This window comes from Dyella sp. 333MFSha (genome assembly GCF_900102405.1).
GTDB lineage: Bacteria > Pseudomonadota > Gammaproteobacteria > Xanthomonadales > Rhodanobacteraceae > Luteibacter > Luteibacter mycovicinus.
On record NZ_FNBR01000002.1, the window covers coordinates 501970 to 520190 of the forward strand.

Below are 18221 nucleotides of genomic sequence, written 5' to 3' on the forward strand. Positions count from 1 at the left end.
TCGCGCTTTGTGGCAGGAGGTCGGTCGATGAGCTATCAGCTTTATTACTGGACGGGACTGCAGGGACGCGGCGAGTTCGTTCGTCTGTGTCTCGAGGATGCGGGCGCCGAATACGCCGACGTCGCGCGCATCGAGGGCGACGATGCGATCATGCCGTTTCTCAGCGGCGATCGGGAGGGCGCCCTGCCCTTCGCCCCACCCTTCCTGAAGTCCGGGCGCCTCGTGATCGCGCAGGTCGCCAACATTCTGCAGTACCTCGGGCCGCGCCATGGGCTGGTGCCGGAAGGCGAGTCGAAGCGGCTGCATGCGCACCAGCTGGAACTGACCATCACCGACTTCGTGGCCGAAGTCCACGATACGCATCACCCGGTTTCCAACGAGTTGTACTACGAAGACCAGCGCGACGAGGCGAAGAAGCGCGCGAAGGATTTCCGCGAGCACCGCATCCCGAAATTCCTGGGTTACTTCGAGAAGTCGCTCGAACGCGGCGGCGGCAGGTTTCCGCTGCGCGAGCACTCGTACGTGGACCTGTCGCTGTTCCAGATCATGGCGGGACTGGAGTACGCGTTTCCCAAAGCGCTGGCGAAGCAGAAAGTACCGCTGCTGAGGGACCTGGCGAAACGCGTAGCCGACCGGCCGAATATCGCCGCCTATCTGGCGTCGGAACGCCGTGTGCCGTTCAACACCAACGGCATCTTCCGGCATTACCCCGAACTGGATGACTGAGCTTCGGGCAGGAGCCCGCCTGCCACGGCGGGCACCCATTCAACCCGTCAGTTCGAACCGGCGGGCTTCGGCGCGGCGCCCCACTCGTAGACCTTGTAGTAAACCGGGTTCACGGGGCCGTTCTTCGGGTCGTTGTGCAGCTTGCCGTCCGGGTCGGCCATATACGTCTGCGGCACGCCGTTCTTGGGCGTCACGACGACCATGAACAGCTTGCCACCCGTACGGTATTCCTCAACGCGGTCGCCATTGTCCTGATTGCGCACGGTCACCTGAGGCGCCTGCTGGCCGCGGGCATCGACGGCGCCACGGTCCTGCATGGTCGGCAGGTCGACCGGGGAGCGAACGCCCTGGGCGTCCGAGGTGGCCGGCGTCGACTTGCCGTCCTGGGCCTCATCGTAGGTCACCGGCCGGTCGACGGGCTTCTGCCCCGAGCGGTCGGCTTCACCCGGCTTGACGCCCGGATCGTTCAGCCCCGGTGGCGGCGGGAGGGGGGCGAACTTCGGATCCGTGGCGGTTTGCGCGGCGGCGGGCAGCGCCAGGACGAGGGCGAGCGCGGCGACGAGGACAGACGAGCGGTTCATGGGGAATCTCTCCAGGCGGGGGAACGAGGATAGCAAGGCGCCACCCTGTTTCCACGTGAACGATCGGCCATGACGAACCCTGCGCGACCGGCCGTGAGAGAATCCGGGGATGCCTACACTCACGCTCATCGACGGGTCCTCGTACCTGTATCGCGCGTTCCACGCGCTGCCTCCCCTGACCAATGCTTTCGGCGAACCCACGGGAGCGCTGTTCGGTATCGTCAACATGCTGCGCACGACCATGAAGGCCGGTTCCGACTACGTCGCCTTCGTCTGCGACGCACCGGGACGTACCTTCCGCGACGATCTGTATCCGGAGTACAAGGCCAACCGCCCGTCGATGCCGGACGACCTGCGCGCGCAGGTCGAACCGATGATGAAAATCGTCGGCGCACTGGGCTTTCCCATCCTTTGCGTGACCGGTGTCGAAGCCGACGACGTGATCGGCACCCTCGCCCGCCAGGCGGCCGAGCAGGGCATCGATACGATCATCTCCACCGGCGACAAGGACTTCGCGCAGATGGTCGGCAAGCACACGCTGCTGATCAACACGATGACCAACACCACCATGGATGCCGACGGTGTCTTCGCCAAGTTCGGCGTTCGTCCCGAGCAGATCGTCGATTACCTCACCCTCATGGGAGACAGCATCGACAACGTCCCGGGCGTGGAAAAGTGCGGGCCGAAGACGGCGGCGAAATGGCTGGGCGAGTACGGCAACCTCGATACGTTGCTTGCCAATGCCGACAAGATCGGCGGCAAGATCGGCGAGAACCTGCGCGCGGCCATCCCGCGCCTGCCGCTATCCCGCGAGCTGGTGACGATCCGTACCGATGTGCCGCTGGAATTCGCGCCGGTCGACCTGTCGATGCGCGATCGCGATGTCGACGCACTGCGAGAGCTTTATGCGCGCTATGACTTCAAGGCCGCGCTGAAAGACCTCGAGGCAGGCACTGACGCACCGGCCAGGGCTTCCGTCTCCGCGGCGGGTTCCGCCGCGCCGGCGACATCGGCCGCTCCCGTGGTCGCCGCACCGGATGTCTCGCTGTCCCACCCCGGCGAATACGAACTGGTCCTCACCGAAGACCGCCTCGCCGCGTGGCTGGAGAAGCTCGAAACCGCGACGCTGATCGCCTTCGATACCGAGACCACCAGCATCGACGCGATGATGGCGGAGATCGTCGGCGTGTCGCTTGCCGTGGAACCCGGCAAAGCCGCGTATATCCCGCTGGCCCACGATTATCCCGGCGCGCCGACGCAGCTGCCGAGGGATCATGTGCTCAGCGCGCTGAAACCGGTCCTCGAAGATCCGAAGCGCCGCAAGGTCGGTCAGCACGGCAAGTACGACATCAATGTCCTGTCGCACTACGGTATCGACGTGCAGGGGCTGGCGCACGACACCATGCTGGAGTCGTACATCTTCAACGCCACCGCCACGCGCCATGACATGGACTCGCTGGCCCAGCGTTACCTCGGCTACACGACGATCAAGTACGAACAGGTCGCCGGCAAGGGCGCGAAGCAGATTCCGTTTTCGCAGGTGGACTGCGACACGGCCTGCCGCTACGCCGCGGAAGACGCCGACATCACGCTGCGCCTGCACCACGCGCTGTGGCCGAAGCTCGAAGCCGAGCCGTCGCTGCGTGACGTCTATCAGGACATCGAGGTACCACTCGTCCCCGTCCTTGCGAAGATGGAGCGCACCGGCGTATTGATCGATGCGCACGTGCTGCGTCTGCAGAGCCAGCAGCTCGGCAAGCGCATGCTGGAATTGCAGAGCGTCGCGCACGCGTCGGCCGGTCACGAGTTCAACCTCGACTCACCGAAGCAGCTGCAGGCCGTGCTGTTCGACGAGCTCGGTCTCGCGGCGAAGGTGAAGACGCCGACCGGCCAGCCCTCGACCAACGAGGAAGCGCTCGAAGCGATCGCCGAAACGCACGAACTGCCGCGCATCATCCTCGAGTACCGCGGCCTCGCCAAGCTGCGCTCGACGTACACCGACAAGCTCGCCGGCATCGTCAACCCGCGTACGGGCCGCGTACACACCAGCTACCACCAGGGCGCGGTCGCTACAGGCCGCATCAGCTCGTCGGACCCGAATCTGCAGAACATTCCGGTGCGCACCGAGGAAGGCCGGCGCATCCGCCAGGCCTTCGTCGCGCCGCCGGGATGGCGCATCGTCGCGGCCGACTACTCCCAGATCGAGCTGCGCATCATGGCGCACCTGTCCAGCGACGAGGGTCTGGTTCGCGCATTCCGGGAGGGAGGCGACGTCCACCGTGCCACCGCGGCGGAAGTCTTCGGCGTACCGGCCGATGAGGTCACCACCAACCAGCGCCGCGCGGCGAAGGCGATCAACTTCGGCCTGATGTACGGCATGAGCGCTTTCGGGCTCGCGAAGCAGCTCGGCGTCGATCGAGGCGAAGCATCCGATTACATGGGTCGCTACTTCTCGCGCTATCCCGGCGTCCGCACGTTCATGGACACGACCCGCGAACAGGCGCATCGCGACGGCTACGTGCAGACGTTGTTCGGCCGCCGCCTGTACCTGGACAATCTGAACTCGCGCAATCAGGCGTTTCGCGCCGGTGCCGAGCGCGCCGCCATCAACGCGCCGATGCAGGGAACCGCCGCCGACATCATCAAGCGCGCGATGATCGCGGTATCGGGCTGGATCGAAGGCCGCGACGATGTCCGCCTGCTGATGCAGGTGCACGATGAACTGGTCTTCGAGGTTCGCGAGGACGCCGTTGACGAGATCCGCGCCGGCATCGAGAAGCACATGACCGGTGCGGCATCGCTCAGCGTGCCGTTACAGGTCGACATCGGCGTCGGAGCCAACTGGGACGAGGCGCACTGAGGGTGTACCAAGCGTCGTACCGCGGCGCTCTTGGTCGTTTTCGGAATCACGCGGCCGTCCAAACGTAAGATTTCCGTTTTGTCGTTCATATTGAATGACGGCAACTCGTTGATAAGTCAGCCCATAAATACGGGCTGACTTTTTTTCGCGATCCGTTGCAACTTTCTCCTCGTTCGCGCGTCTATATCTTCGGACGCACGCAACGGCGTCCCATCGGTGGATCCCACCTCCCTGGGATCACCTCAGGACGACCCGGTCTTCCCCTGGGCCCGGTCATCCACCCCGCCCCGGAGGCTCCCCTGGCCTCCGGGGTTTTTTTTGCGGAAACCGGCTCTCCCCACGTCGCCCTCACATCCGTCAACGCATCCTCCCGCCCACATCGAACCGGGAGGAATCAAACATGCGTGCAGGCCTGATTGTCGTTGGCATTATCCTTGTCGCGGCAGGTATCTGGATCACCGTCGGCGGCGGCAGCTATCAGAAGACCGACACCGTCGCGTCGCTGGGACCGGCCAAGATCGAAGCGACCCATAACAAGTCCATCCCGCAGTGGGTGGGCATCGCCGGGATCGTGATCGGCGGCATCGTCGCTGTCGCGGGCATCGCGCAGAAGCGCTGATCGCCCCCTCGGGCCAAGGTGGGAGCCTAGCCGCTACAATGGGCGGATGGATGTCTCCCACCTTCTCGACGATCTGAACGACGCCCAGCGTGAGGCTGTCAGCGCCCCGCCCGGCCATTATCTGATCCTCGCGGGCGCCGGCTCCGGCAAGACCCGCGTCCTGATCAACCGCATCGGCTGGCTGACCCAGGTCGAACGCGTTCCGCCCTGGGCGATCCTGGCGGTCACCTTCACCAATAAGGCGGCGGGCGAAATGCGCTCGCGCCTGGAGGGGATCATCCCTGGCGGTACGCAGGGGCTTACCGTCGGCACCTTCCACGGCATCGCCCACCGCCTGCTCCGCCGTCACTGGCGCGAGGCCGGGCTGGTCGAGGGCTTTCAGATCCTCGACTCCGACGACCAGCAACGGCTGATCAAGCGGGTGATTGCCGGCATGGGGCTGGACGAGGCGCGTTTCCCGCCGCGTCAGGCCGCCTGGCAGATCAACAACTGGAAAGACGAGGGCAAGCGTCCGGACAGCATCGAGCACCGCGACCATCCGGTCACGCGCACGTTCGTCGAGGTCTACAAGGCGTACGAGCAGCAGTGCCAGCGCGCCGGCCTGGTCGACTTCGCCGAGTTGCTGCTGCGCGCGCACGAGCTCTGGCTGAAGGACCCGCAGGTACTCAAGCACTACCAGGATCGCTGGCGCTACCTGCTGATCGACGAGTTCCAGGACACCAACACGCTGCAGTACGCGTGGATCCGCGTGCTCGCCGGCAACACGGGGCAGGTCTTCGTGGTCGGCGACGACGATCAGGCGATCTACGGCTGGCGCGGCGCAAAGGTGGAAAACGTGCAGCAGTTCCTGCGCGATTTTCAGGGCGCCAGGACCATCCGCCTCGAGCAGAACTACCGCTCCACCTCGACCATCCTCAACGCCGCCAACGCGGTGATCGCCCGCAATGGCGGACGCCTGGGCAAGCAGTTGTGGACCGACGGCGGCGAAGGCGAGCGCATCGCGCTGTATGCGGCGTACAACGAACAGGACGAAGCACGCTTCGTGGTCGAACGTATCCGCGAGCACATCGCGGAGCACGGCAATGCCCGCGACTGCGCCATTCTCTACCGCTCCAACGCGCAGTCGCGCAACTTCGAAGAACAGCTCATCCAGCGCGATACGCCTTACCGCGTGTATGGCGGCCTGCGCTTCTTTGAGCGCGCCGAAATCAAGGACGCGCTGGCCTATCTGCGCCTCGCCTCCAACCGTCATGACGACGCCGCCTTCGAGCGCGCGGTGAACACGCCGCCTCGCGGCATCGGCGACCGCACGCTCGACGAACTGCGCCGCCGCGCCCGCAGCGATGGCAGCTCGATGTGGGAATCCACACTCACCGAAGCCTCGATCGGTTCGCTGGCGGGCCGGGCGAAAAACGCACTGAAGGCCTTCATCGGGCTCATCGATAACCTGGCTCGTACCTTCGGCGGTCACGACAACGTCAGCGGCGACGACACCCCCACCGCGCTCGACCTCGCCGAGCAGATCGAACACGCCATCCTGCATACCGGTCTGCGCGACTTCTACGAAAACGACAAGCGCGGCAACGGGGAGGCCCGGGTCGAGAACCTGGACGAGCTGGTCAACGTGGCCAGCCGCTTCGAGATGACACCGGAAGATGTGGATGCCGGGCTCAACGAGCTGTCCGCCTTCCTGTCACACGCCGCGCTCGAGGCGGGCGAAGGTCAGGGCGAAGCGTGGGACGACTGCGTCCAGCTGATGACCCTGCATTCGGCCAAGGGCCTGGAATTCCCGGTGGTGTTCCTCGTCGGCATGGAGGAAGGCCTGTTCCCGAGCCAGCGCTCCACGGAGGAAGAAAATCGCCTCGAGGAAGAACGACGCCTGGCGTATGTGGGCATCACGCGCGCCCGCGAGCGCCTGTTCCTGTCGCATGCGGAATCGCGCCGCATGCACGGCACCGAGATGCTCGCCCGACCGTCGCGCTTCCTTGGCGAGATCCCGCCCGAGCTGATCGATGAGCTGCGCCCGCGGGTGCAGGTGTCCCGCCCGGCGTATGCGGACCGTTACGCCGGCAGTCCATCGCTCGAGGAAGCCTCGCCGATTCGCCTGGGACAGCGGGTCAGCCACCCCAAGTTCGGCGAGGGCACCATCGTCAGTGCCGAGGGCGCCGGTGCGCACATGCGCGTCCAGGTGAATTTCGAGGATGCCGGGAGCAAGTGGTTGGTTTACGCTTATGCCAATCTGACCGCGTTGTAAGGGGGCTCCAACGCCGATCGCCTGGCATGGACGACTACGCGGCTCATGCAGGCAAGGGAAGAAAGGCATGATCGTCGGGATCGACCTGGGAACCACGAACAGTCTCGTTGCCGCGTGGATCGATGGCGCGCCGCGCCTCATTCCGAATGCTCTGGGCGGCGTGCTGACGCCTTCTTGCGTCGGCATCGATGACGACGGCAGCGTCCTCGTCGGCGCGGCGGCACGCGAGCGCCTGCAGACCCACCCGCAGCGCACGGCATCCCTGTTCAAACGGTACATGGGCAGTGCCCGGACCGTACGTCTGGCCGATCGCGAGTATCGCCCGGAAGAACTTTCCGCCCTGGTCCTGCGTTCACTGAAAGCGGATGCCGAAGCATTCCTCGGCCAGCCGGTCACCGAGGCCATCGTCACCGTCCCGGCGTATTTCTCCGATGCACAGCGCAAAGCCACGCGTGTCGCCGGTGAACTCGCCGGGCTGAAGGTCGAGCGGTTGCTCAACGAGCCTACGGCCGCGGCGCTCGCTTATGGCTTGCATGACGCCGGCGGCGAGACCCAGTTTCTGGTCTTCGACCTGGGCGGCGGCACCTTCGACGTGTCGATTCTGGAGATGTTCGAAGGTGTCATGGAAGTGCGCGCCAGCGCGGGTGACAACATGCTGGGTGGCGAGGATTTCGCCACACTGATTGCCGATCTCGCTTTCGTCGAGGGTATTCCGCAAGCCGCACGCGACGATGCAAGGTTCATGCAGCGCCTCGCGGCACGGGCGGAAATCGCCAAGCGTGAGCTGAGTACGCAGGGAAAGGCGCGCTTCGAGATCGCCTGGCGTGACCAGACCGTAGCCGTGGCGCTCGACGGGGACGCGTTCGAGAAGCTCGCCCAGCCGCTTCTGAACCGCCTGTGGCGCCCGATCGAGCGTGCGTTGCGTGACGCGCGCATTCGCGCCGCGGACCTGGACAACGTGGTGCTGGCCGGCGGTGCCACACGCATGCCGATGATTCGCGCGCTGGCGACACGCATGTTCGGGCGTTTCCCCGCGGTCGGTCACCCTCCCGACGAGGTGGTCGTGCTCGGCGCCGCCGTGCAGGCGGGCCTGAAAATGAAGGACAAGGCGCTCGACGAGACGGTAATGACCGATGTATGCCCGTACACGCTGGGTACGGAAGTGTCTCGACGGATCGAGAACGGCAGCCAGGCCGCCGGCTTCTATGCGCCGGTGATCGAACGCAACACGGTGGTGCCGGTGAGTCGTGTACAGCGTTTCGTACCGCTGACACCGCAGCAGAAACAGATCCGGATCGGTGTGTATCAGGGCGAGTCGCGCATGGTGCGCGATAACATCTCACTGGGTGAACTGACCTTGCCGCTGGAGCCGGGCCCCGGACACGCCGACGGTGTGGATGTTCGCTTCACCTACGACGTCAACGGCCTGCTCGAGGTGGAGGTCACCGTCGTCGCGACGGGCAAGGTCGAGCAGCTCGTGATCGAGAGCGGCGATACGCACATGCAACCCGCCGAAGTCGCCCGTCGCCTTGCCGCGCTGTCCGAGCTGAAGATCCATCCCCGCGACACCCTGGAAAACAGGACGCTGCTCGCGCGGGCGGAACGCATGTACGAGCAATCGCTGGGCGATCTGCGCGATCGTCTCGGCGACGTCATTCTCCGCTTTGAACAGACGCTCGCCACGCAGGATCCGCGACTGATCGCACGCGACGCGGCCGCGTTCCGCGAGGCGATCGACAGCGTCGAACGTGACCATTACCTCATGCCGGATCCGGCGGTCTGACCGTTATGGAATCATCCTTCTTCGCCGTGCTGGGCATCGATCCCGACGCCGATGAGCGCGCCATCCGGCGCGCGTATGCCACACGCCTGAAGGCCATCGATCCGGCGCGGGAGCCAGCGGCCTTTGCGACGCTGCGCGAGGCGTATGAAGAGGCGCAGGCGTGGTATCGCGACGGCGCGGGCGCCGACGTTCCGCGCCAGCACGCGGTGACGGACGATGTTCCGCCGACACCCGCGACAGCCAGCCTCGACCCCCGGGACGAAGCGAGCGCTGCCTTGTCGTCCTTTGCGGGCAGCCTTGTCGCGGAGCCTGGCACCGGCGCGCGTGTGCTTCTGTATCGCGTGACGCAGACCGTACGCGGCCACGTCGATGCGCCGGCCTGGTTCGAAGTGCTGCTGATCGCCGCGATCGCCGGGCAGGATTTGACCAGGCGCGATGAAGTCTTCGCTGCGGCGACGCAGGAATTCCACTGGAACGAGGTCGGCCGTCTCGCCGAGCTGGGCGATCACGGGCGCTGGGTCGAATACGTGCTCGTCCAGGAGACCGGATGGAAGGCACTGCCGGAACGCGTGCAGGAGCGGGTTTTCGACGCGATTCGCGCCGCCACACGCGAGGACGACGTGCGGGCGCCCCACGTGGTCGCCGCATGGCCCCTGATCGCCCGATATCTCGGTACGTATCGAACCTACCTGTCACTTCGCGTCACGAACGAGGTGCTCGAGGCCTGGCGCGAGGCGTTTGCGGCCTTGCCGCCGGCGCGTCGTCGCAAGCTCGAACGCAAGGCGGAGCGCGGTGCGGCACCGGCGGCGTGGTGGAGCTGGATCAGGGAGCGTTTCACTGGCGGACTTGCCTGGCTCTTCTACTTCGGCATGGCGGTCCGCATCGCCGTCGCCATCTTTCGCCAGCTCGGATGGATGAAGTGACCGCGGGAACCCCGTGGCATCTGCAGGTGCTCGGGTTGCCGGGGTATGCGGACCCGGTCGCGGTCCGTCGCGCGTACGCCGCCGCGCTCCGTCAGATCGATCCCGAAACGGATCCCGCCGGTTTCGGCAGGCTGCGCGAAGCGTACGAAGCGGCCCGGGCGTGGTGCGAGGCGGGAGCAAGCGAGCCGCCCCTCGCCGTGTCGACGGACGTCGGGGCGCTCCGGTACGACGCCCGTGAGCCGGAAGAAGTGACCGCCGGGGCATCCCCCGACCATCCCCCCGTGACGGACAACACACTGGCGCTGGCCATGGATTTCGCCGCCGGGGTCGGTACCCACGGCGCCGGGCAGGTGGCCGCGCTTCTGGCTGCTTCGCTGGCGGAGGTGCGCAAGCAATACATCGATGCGCCGGGACTGTACGAGGAACACCTGATCGATCTGGTCGCGCTGCAGCGTATCGGCCATCGGGTGGACGTCTTCGCGGCGGCGGAAGAGCAGTTCCACTGGCACGAGGTGGGCCATCTTGCCGCGCTGGGCGAACGGGGCCAGTGGGTCGAGAAGGTGCTGTCCGAACGCGATGCGTGGAACGAGCTGGGTACCGACCAGCGCCATGGATGGCTCGCGGTATTCGCCCGTGCCGGGACGTCGCTGGACACATCGCTGCTGCGACACTGGCCTGAGGTGGCAAGGCTCCGCGAGAGCTATCCGGCGTGGCTCGGCCTGCACCTGTCGCATGACACGCTGCAAGCATGGCAATCCATGTTCGACGCGCAGTCGCCATCCTCCCAGGACATGTACAGGCGCATGGCGTTGCCCGATTCGGCCTTTCTACCGGCCAGGGTCGCCCGTGCCCGCGAACGCGCACGAGGCAGGTCGTCCTCGTGGCTGGCGGTGCTGGTCATGTCGATGTGCGTAGGCATCGGACATCTGGTCTTTAACGGGTTCGCAGACAAACCTTCCGTGCCGTACGACCCGACGCCATTACCGGCGGATACGCCACGCCAGTGTGCCGATCTCTATCTGGAACTCGATGCGCCTGACGCGTTGGCCGGAAGGGCATCTGTGGAGGCGGAACGCCTCAAGACACGTGCGGACCGCTGCGCCAGAGCCGGGCACTGGCATCCGCCAGCGCCCGGTCGCTGATCACGGCGACAAACGCGGCACCCCGTGCTGGTCACGCTCTTCCACCGCCGTGACACGCGTATCGATACGTCCCGTACGGATCTCGGGCAGTGCCTCGGTGACCTCGCCGCGCGCCAGTGCCAGCGCGTTGCGATAGCAACGCTGGGCAATGGCGGGATTCTCTTCGCCGACGTAGACGTCGCCAAGCGCTTCCCAGGCGGCGACGCTGGGCTCGATGGCCAGCGCGCGCTCCAGCAGCGGCTTCGCCTTGCCCCACAGACGCACGCGAACGCACATACGGCCGACTGCCGTAAGCAGTGCCGCATCGTTCGGATGCGTGTCGATCCATGCCTCCGCCTTGCGCAGGCGCTGATCGATATCTTCCGCACCCATGCCGCCATAGGTGGCGATCAGCGTCGGCGACCATTCGCGACGCAGTGACGTCTCGATCTCGTCCATCGCCGCCATGATCTGACCGTGACGCGCCGCCTGCCGCGCATACGCGTCCACGGCCGCGGGCAGGCGACGCTGCCCCTTCGGCAGCTGCGACCACAACGCGGCCAGTGCCGCGCCGTCCGGCGCGCTGGCGATATACGCCGTGACGATGCGCGATTCCAGTTCGGCAAAGGCACGCGAGCCGAACTCACCGCTCTTCTGCAAGGGTTCGATCGCGCGGACCGCGCCGCGTGCGTCACCCGAGGCGAGCGAGGCTTCGGCAAATTCGATCCAGCCCGCGGGCGTGAGCGCACCGCTGTTGGCTTCGGGCGCCAGCAAGGTGGCGGCGTCGGCCGGCTTACCGGCACGACGCAACAACCGGGCACGCAACACGCGGGCGGCACGCGGCGTTTCCTGCGCGGCCTGGTCGAGTGTTTCCAGCGCTCGGGTCGACTCGCCATGACGCTCGGCGGCTTCGGCGGCGGCGAGCAGGGCGGGACCGCGAACGGAGGGGTAACGCGCCGCGCGGTTGAGGTCGCGCTCGGCTTCGCCGTGACGGCCTTCAATCAGCGAGACGAGACCATCGGAGAGACGGCGGCGACTGAGGTTGCGATGACGACGCGTCATCGCACCGAACGGCCAGCGGATCAGCGCCACGAGCGCGGTGATCGCCGCCCATGCCAGCAACAGGATCACGACGGCGGTCACCACCGTCATCTGCACGTTGGTGCCGCGCAGGTGGATCAGTACATAGCCGGGATCGTCGGCGACCCAGTGCCATGCGAACGCGGCGATCACCGCGACGAGAATGAGACCGACAATCCAGCGCCAGAGCTTCATGGCGTGGCCTTCGGCGCCGGAGCGGCGCTCGACGGAACGGCCGGTGCCGCAGGCGCGGACGCGCTGGCCGCATGGGCGGGACCACTGTTGGTGTCGCCACCCTTCAGCGCATGCACGGAACGCAGGTTGCGCAGTTCCGCGAGCGCGGCGCCGAGCTTAGGCTCCTGCCCCTTCGCCTGACTGGCCAGCAGCGCGGCGATGCGCGAACGCGCAGCCTGCACGGCGGGCGAAGCCGGATCGAAGCGGGCGGCCAGCGTGGCATCCACGCGCTTGAGCGCGGCATGGCGGCCGACATCGTCGTAGGCAAGCACGGCCGATTCCGCATGAGCCACATCCAGCGCGGCCAGTTCGCGTGCGATGCGGTCGTCGGCCAGACCCAGCGGGGTGCCGTCGTCGTGACTGACCTTGACGATGCTGCCCAGCGCGTCGCCGGCACGCTGCCAGAAATCGCGATCCTGAGCCGTGTCGTTCTTCGCGTCGGTGCTCGTCAGCGGCAGCGTCGGAATCTGAGCACGCAGGTCGGCCAGTGCCGCCAGATCGCTGGCCCGTGCAGGCGGAGCGATGCCGTTGAGCGCTTCGCGTTCGGCGGCCACGTTCTGCCGTACCGCGGAGAACGCACTGTCGTTAACCGACGCCAGCGTCTTGTCGGCGAGGTCGTAAGCAGACAGCGCGCCATTGGCGTCGCCGAACAGGGCGAAGCGTTCCTTCGCCATGCGCAGCAGCGATTCGGCTTCGTCGAGCAACATCGCGTCATGACCGCTCAGGCTGCGCTCGGACAGATTGGCTACCGCATCCTCGAGGTTCTTCGTACGCTCGGACACGCCTAGCATCTCTTCGCGTGCGGAACGATTCACGCCATCGGCGTCACCGACCCGGCGACGAAGATTGGCGCTGTCGTCGCGCAGACCGTCGACGGCGGCCTGCAGCGTGTCCACCTGCCCGCGCAGACCGTTCGCCGCGCCCAGATCCTGGCGCATGTTCCAGACGGTCCAGCCGGTGTAACCCGCCGCGCCGAGCGCGGCCAGCGAAAGCAGGATGGCAACGGCAAGCGCGCCACCCCCACGGCGTGGAGCGGGGTCGCGCGACCGTTGCGCACGGGCGGTCGGAGGCGCGGCGGCCGGGGCCGGCTGTGCCGGGACGGAATCGGTCGGTGGGGTCTCGGTCGTCATGGGCCGCATGCTAGCAGGCCGTACGCCAACGCATGGAACACATCCCTCAACGGCGCGTGAACGACACTTGGCTTGCTGCCGCGAGGAGGTCGCCCGGTAGCGCCGAAGCAGCCACCACCACGCGTTCGAAACCGACCTGCACGGCGATATCGCGCAGCCGCTCACTGCTGACGACGGCCACCGCCTGGATCAGGCGGCGCCACGCGGGAGCGATCAGGGCGCGGTGCAGATGGTCGAGCGCCTCGGCGCTGGAAAGCAGGACGGCGGAGCGCCGCGTGAGCTTGAGGAGCGGGTCGATGTGCCGACGATCCAGCCGGGGCGCTACCCGGTGATAGACGTGGATCTCCGCAAGGAGGGCGCCCCGTGCCACGAGTTGCTCACGGAGCAGCCCGCGCCCCCCTGCGGCGCCGATCAGGGCCACACGGCGGCCACGGATGTCCGCCAGCTCGGGAAGATCGAGCACACCCTCGCTGTTCTGAGACGTTTCTGGGAAGCGCGCATCGGGCAGGTTCGCGGTACGCAGGGCACGCGCCGTGCCGCGCCCGACGGCGATCACCACGGCGCGCGTGGCCAGCGGCAGCACGTCGGCGGCGAAACGCACGGCGGCAGGACTGGTGAAAATCAGGATATCGCCCTCGAGCGCACGGCGCAGATCGGCATCGACGGCGCTCGCATCCTCCGTGGCGCGCAACGAAAGGCCGGGCACGCTCACCGGAATGCCGCCGAGCTTGCGTACACGACGGCTCATCGGGCCAGCCGTGCCTGCGGGCCGGGTGATCACGACCGTGACGTTGCGAAGCGGGTGGGTACGGCTCACGTGAAAGCATCCTGCGAGTGATACGCCAGCATAGAAAGATGCGGGCCGCGTCACCAATGCCGAAGGTTGGGGCGCCATACGGATGCGAACGGATTACCTCGCCTCGTAGACTTGACCGCTTATGACTTCGATACCCGACGATCTCGCCAGCCTCGAGCGCTTCATCCTCGACGGCATCCCCCTCGCGCAGGCCATGCGGGTGCACCTCGCCGAGTTCGATGGCGAACGCCTCGTCATGACCGCCCCGCTCGCCCCCAACATCAACGACAAGGCCTGTGCGTTCGGCGGCAGCCTGGTCACCCTGATGACCCTGGCCTGCTGGAGCCTGGTCGAGGCCATGCTGCGCCGTCGTGGCAGCGACTGCGATGTCTTCGTGGCGGATTCGACGGTGCGCTACCTGGATCCGGTCTGGACCGACCTGCGCGCGGAGGCCAGTCTGGCGCCCGGCGCACGCTGGAGCTCCTTTTTCGCGATGCTCGACGGCCGCGGCAGGGCCCGCGCCGACTTCACCTGCGTCGTCCCCGGCGGCAACGGCAAACCGCTTGCCAGCATGGACGCGCGCTTCGTGGCGAAACGCCGGGCATAATGCCCGCCGACGCCTCAACGGACCCTGCCATGCGCCGACTCGCCCTGTCCTCCCTCGTGCTCGTGCTCGCGACCCTCACCGGCTGCGCCACGGACATTCGTAACCAGGCGCTCAACAGCACCCTGATGAACTACGCGGGCTCGATCCGCTGGGGCGATTTCACCGGCGCGCAGATCTATATCGATCCGGATTACGCCGAGGAGCACCCGGTCAGCCAGGTCGAAATGAGCCGGCTGGCCCAGCTGCGGGTGACCGGCTACGACGAGGGCGGCGGCCCGCGGCCCGACGGCCCGGACGATGTCGTCCAGCTGGTCCAGATCAGCGTGGTCAACATCAACACGCAGGCGGAGCGGACCGTCCTCGACCGCCAGCGCTGGCACTACGACCGCGAAAAGAAGAAGTGGCGCCTGATGACTGGCCTGCCGAACTTCACACCGCAGTGAAGCCGCTATAATCGAGCGTTTAGCCCTACTGGCACGCGGAAGACCCGATGAACGACGTTTTGCAGAAGTTGCCCCAGTTCGTGAGCAACCATGGCGCGCTGGTCGCGCTTTTCGTGGTCATCCTGATCGCCCTGATCGCGGGCGAAGTCAGCGTGCTGTTCCGCAAGTGGAAGAGCCTGACGCCGGCCGGGCTCACCCAGCTGATCAACCGCGACACCCCGCTCATCGTCGACCTGTCGGCCAGCGCCGACTTCGAGAAGGCCCACATTCCGGGCGCAAAGAACGTCGCGATGAGCCAGTTCGACCCTGAAACCCAGAAGGACCTGAGCAAGGCGAAGGAGCTTCCGGTCGTGCTGGTCGACAAGGACGGGCGTGGCGTCGGCAAGGCGGCCAACCGCCTGATCAAGGCGGGCTTCGCCAGGGTGTTCGTGCTCGAAGGCGGCACCTACGGCTGGCAGGCAGCCCAGTTGCCGACAGCGAAAGGCAAACGGTAGGAGCGCGCGCCGCGCGCGATCCCGCCACACGAAAGCGCCAGAAGTCCCTGGCGCCCCCCGGGGCGCTAGAGACCGTGGATCCCCGCGCGCCCGCGCAGGATCGCATCGAGCACATCCGGCGCCAGATCGAACGAGTCGAAATACAGCCGGTCTTCCGGAAGACCGGCCTCGACAAAGAAGTCCCGGCCCGCCGCGATCATGGCCGGCGGCCCGCTCATGTAGAGCTCCACGCCCGTCAGGTCCGGATGGTCCGCCAGCAACGCGTTGTGGACCAGTCCCTCGCGCAACCCGCCAGCCTTCGCTTCGTCCGGATCGGACAGCACCGGCGTGAAGGTAATGTTCGGCACCTTGCTGGCCCATGAGCGCGCAAGGTCGAGCAGGTACAGATCCGCGGCGATCCGCGCGCCCCAGTAGATATGCATGGGACGGCGCGTACCCAGCGCGATGAAGTGTTCGACGATGGCCTTCACGGGCGCGAAGCCCGTACCGCCGGCCATGAACAGCATGGGGCGCTCGGAATCCTCGCGCGGCACGAAGGTCCCCAGGGGCGCTTCGATCGCGAGGCGATCGCCGACTTTCAGCGACTCGTACACCCACGACGTGAAGCCGCCGCCGGGGACGTGACGCACGTGCAGTTCGATGAGCCCGTCGCGGCGAGGGCCACTGGCGATCGAGAACGGGCGATGCTTGCCGTCCTCGAGGATCACATCCAGGTACTGACCCGGCAGCCAGTTCAGCCGGTCGCCCTGTAAAGGACGCAACCAGATGCCTACGACATCGGGCGCGAGGAGGCGACGCTCGACCACTTCGGTTTCGACGCGACGATGCGGAATGTCCTCGACGGAGGCGATCTCGCGGGCGCGAATGGCGATGTCGCCTTGCGGCACGGCCTGGCAGAGCAGGATCGCGTGGTGCTCGCTCTCCGACGCCGACAACGCCATGGGCGGATTGCGCGGGTAGGCGCAGTCGCCTTCGACCAGGGTGGCCTTGCAGCTGCCGCACACACCGCCACGGCAGGAGTACGGCAGCGCGATACCCGCCCGCTGGGCGGCTTCGAGTACGGTTTCGTCGGTCTCGGCGTCGAATCGCTTGCCGGACGATGTCAGGGTTACGGTGGGCACCTGCGCATTGTAGGACAATGATGGCTTGCTCATGGGACGACCCCACGTATGGCCATCTGGAAAGACCCCATCGACCTCGCTCGCGTCAACGGCTGGAGCCGGGGCACGATGATGGAGACCCTCGACATCCGCTTCACCGACTTCGGCGACGACTGGCTGCGCGGCACCATGCCTGTCGATCACCGCACGCAGCAACCGTTCGGTCTCCTGCACGGCGGTGCCTCCGTCGTGCTGGCCGAGACGCTCGGCAGCTCCGCCGCCCTGCTGACGCTGGACGTCGAGAAAGAAGTCGCCGTCGGCCTCGACATCAATGCCAACCATATCCGCGGCGTGCGCGGCGGCATCGTCACGGGCACAGCCAAAGCCCTGCATCTGGGTCGCACCACACAGGTCTGGGAAATCCGCATCGAAGAGGAACAGGGCAAGCTGGTCTGCCTCTCGCGCCTGACCATGGCGGTGATTCCATCGCCGGGTGGCGCGCCGGGGAACCTGCGCTCGTGAGCGAAAGCGCGCCGTACGCCGCCCTGTCGCCGGATGTCGTGCTGGCCGCTGTGGACGCCACCGGCACCTGGAGCGATGGCCGGCTGTTGACGCTCAACAGCTACGAGAACCGCGTGTTTCAGGTCGGCCTGGACGACGGTGGTTTCGTGGTGGCCAAGTTCTATCGCCCGGGCCGCTGGACCGACGCGGCTATCGAGGAAGAGCATGCGTTCGCGCTCGAACTCGCGGCGGCGGAACTGCCGATGGTCGCGCCTCTCGCCTTCGATGGCCGGACGATGCTGCGCCATGAGGGTTATCGCTACGCCGTGTATCCGCGCCGGGGTGGCCGCGCGCCATCGCTCGAATCGGCGGACCAGCTCGAATGGCTGGGACGGTTGCTCGGTCGCATGCATGCGATCGGTGCGCGCCAGCCGTTTCGTGCCCGTACCACGCTCGACCGGGCGACGATGATCGACACGCCGATGCGCGCCGCGCTGGGTTCCGACCTGCTGCCCGCGCATCTTTTCGATGCGTATCGCAACGCCGCGTCGCGCGTGGACGACGCCGTGGCGAACCGCATCGAAGCGGTCGGACCGGTTCACCGCATCCGCCTGCACGGCGACTGCCATCCGGGCAACGTCCTGTGGACCGACGCCGGCCCGCACTTCGTCGACCTGGACGACGCGCGCATGGGACCGGCCGTGCAGGATCTGTGGATGCTGGCGGGCGACGACGCCATGATGGATGCCTTGCTCGAAGGCTACGGCCAGTTTCGCGACTTCGACCCGACGGAGCTGGCGCTGGTGCCCGCGCTGCGCGCGATGCGCCAGGTGCATTACGCCGGCTGGATCGCCGAGCGCTGGCACGACCCGGCCTTTCCCGCCGCGTTTCCCTTCGCGGCCGAGCCTCGCTGGTGGGAACAGCACATCGCCGACCTGCACGACATCGCCGACGACCTTTAATCACACC

17 protein-coding genes are annotated in these 18221 nt (G+C 66.7%); 12 read left to right on the top strand and 5 right to left on the bottom strand.

Annotated features, from left to right (window positions below):
* The first annotated feature begins 27 nt into the window (after positions 1 to 27).
* Positions 28 to 726: a glutathione S-transferase gene (locus tag BLT40_RS09585; protein ID WP_090352769.1), complete on the top strand. Its 699-nt coding sequence runs from the start codon at positions 28 to 30 to the stop codon at positions 724 to 726.
* Between the two features lie 47 nt (positions 727 to 773).
* Here the strand turns inward: BLT40_RS09585 and BLT40_RS09590 are convergent, their stop codons facing one another.
* Positions 774 to 1307 (bottom strand): DUF2782 domain-containing protein, encoded by a 534-nt coding sequence (locus tag BLT40_RS09590; RefSeq protein ID WP_036110089.1) that lies wholly within the window; start codon positions 1305 to 1307, stop codon positions 774 to 776.
* Positions 1308 to 1416: 109 nt separating this feature from the next.
* Between BLT40_RS09590 and polA the strand changes: the two genes are divergently transcribed.
* The 6 genes from polA (at position 1417) to BLT40_RS09620 (ending at position 10888) form a co-directional block, all read left to right on the top strand.
* On the top strand, positions 1417 to 4167 hold the full coding sequence (gene polA, locus BLT40_RS09595) for a DNA polymerase I (RefSeq protein ID WP_090352770.1): 2751 nt from the start codon (positions 1417 to 1419) through the stop codon (positions 4165 to 4167).
* Between the two features lie 400 nt (positions 4168 to 4567).
* On the top strand, positions 4568 to 4786 hold the full coding sequence (locus BLT40_RS09600; RefSeq protein ID WP_079520367.1) for a hypothetical protein: 219 nt from the start codon (positions 4568 to 4570) through the stop codon (positions 4784 to 4786).
* 46 nt (positions 4787 to 4832) lie between these two features.
* Positions 4833 to 7040 carry a DNA helicase II gene (uvrD, locus tag BLT40_RS09605; RefSeq protein ID WP_090352771.1) on the top strand — a complete coding sequence of 736 codons (2208 nt, stop codon included), beginning with the start codon at positions 4833 to 4835 and terminating at the stop codon, positions 7038 to 7040.
* A gap of 67 nt (positions 7041 to 7107) precedes the next feature.
* Complete coding sequence (locus tag BLT40_RS09610; protein WP_090352772.1) at positions 7108 to 8823, top strand: molecular chaperone HscC; 1716 nt, start codon at positions 7108 to 7110, stop codon at positions 8821 to 8823.
* A 5-nt stretch (positions 8824 to 8828) separates the two neighbouring features.
* Positions 8829 to 9746, top strand: a complete 918-nt coding sequence (locus tag BLT40_RS09615; protein ID WP_090352773.1) for a J domain-containing protein — start codon at positions 8829 to 8831, stop codon at positions 9744 to 9746.
* The gene (locus BLT40_RS09620; RefSeq protein WP_090352774.1) at positions 9743 to 10888 is read left to right on the top strand and encodes a hypothetical protein; all 1146 of its coding nucleotides are present in this window, start codon (positions 9743 to 9745) and stop codon (positions 10886 to 10888) included. Before BLT40_RS09615 ends, BLT40_RS09620 begins: the two co-directional genes overlap by 4 nt.
* Here BLT40_RS09620 and BLT40_RS09625 read toward each other — a convergent pair whose 3' ends face one another.
* The 3 genes from BLT40_RS09625 to BLT40_RS09635 are packed head-to-tail and all read right to left on the bottom strand — an operon-like array spanning position 10889 to position 14128.
* Positions 10889 to 12142 carry a heme biosynthesis HemY N-terminal domain-containing protein gene (locus BLT40_RS09625; protein WP_090352775.1) on the bottom strand — a complete coding sequence of 418 codons (1254 nt, stop codon included), beginning with the start codon at positions 12140 to 12142 and terminating at the stop codon, positions 10889 to 10891.
* On the bottom strand, positions 12139 to 13311 hold the full coding sequence (locus BLT40_RS09630) for a uroporphyrinogen-III C-methyltransferase (RefSeq protein ID WP_090353852.1): 1173 nt from the start codon (positions 13309 to 13311) through the stop codon (positions 12139 to 12141). The genes BLT40_RS09625 and BLT40_RS09630 overlap by 4 nt, the downstream gene beginning before the upstream one ends.
* Positions 13312 to 13357: 46 nt before the next feature.
* Positions 13358 to 14128: a uroporphyrinogen-III synthase gene (locus BLT40_RS09635; RefSeq protein WP_036110068.1), complete on the bottom strand. Its 771-nt coding sequence runs from the start codon at positions 14126 to 14128 to the stop codon at positions 13358 to 13360.
* Between the two features lie 121 nt (positions 14129 to 14249).
* Here BLT40_RS09635 and BLT40_RS09640 point away from each other — a divergent pair, with 121 nt between their 5' ends.
* Genes BLT40_RS09640 through BLT40_RS09650 form a run of 3 tightly spaced genes read left to right on the top strand, consistent with a single transcriptional unit; the run spans position 14250 to position 15651 of the window.
* Entirely contained in the window at positions 14250 to 14714 is a 465-nt protein-coding gene (locus BLT40_RS09640; protein ID WP_079520360.1) for a YiiD C-terminal domain-containing protein, read from the top strand.
* A gap of 29 nt (positions 14715 to 14743) precedes the next feature.
* Positions 14744 to 15157: a hypothetical protein gene (locus BLT40_RS09645; protein ID WP_079520359.1), complete on the top strand. Its 414-nt coding sequence runs from the start codon at positions 14744 to 14746 to the stop codon at positions 15155 to 15157.
* Positions 15158 to 15204: 47 nt separating this feature from the next.
* Positions 15205 to 15651: a rhodanese-like domain-containing protein gene (locus tag BLT40_RS09650; protein ID WP_036110059.1), complete on the top strand. Its 447-nt coding sequence runs from the start codon at positions 15205 to 15207 to the stop codon at positions 15649 to 15651.
* 65 nt (positions 15652 to 15716) lie between these two features.
* Here BLT40_RS09650 and BLT40_RS09655 read toward each other — a convergent pair whose 3' ends face one another.
* Positions 15717 to 16805 (bottom strand): 2Fe-2S iron-sulfur cluster-binding protein, encoded by a 1089-nt coding sequence (locus BLT40_RS09655; protein WP_090352776.1) that lies wholly within the window; start codon positions 16803 to 16805, stop codon positions 15717 to 15719.
* A gap of 15 nt (positions 16806 to 16820) precedes the next feature.
* On the opposite strand from BLT40_RS09655, the gene BLT40_RS09660 reads away from it, so the two are divergent.
* Together BLT40_RS09660 and BLT40_RS09665 are read left to right on the top strand one after the other, a co-directional pair.
* On the top strand, positions 16821 to 17273 hold the full coding sequence (locus BLT40_RS09660) for a hotdog fold thioesterase (protein ID WP_090352777.1): 453 nt from the start codon (positions 16821 to 16823) through the stop codon (positions 17271 to 17273).
* Complete coding sequence (locus BLT40_RS09665) at positions 17270 to 18214, top strand: serine/threonine protein kinase (protein WP_079520356.1); 945 nt, start codon at positions 17270 to 17272, stop codon at positions 18212 to 18214. Before BLT40_RS09660 ends, BLT40_RS09665 begins: the two co-directional genes overlap by 4 nt.
* Positions 18215 to 18221: the final 7 nt, after the last annotated feature.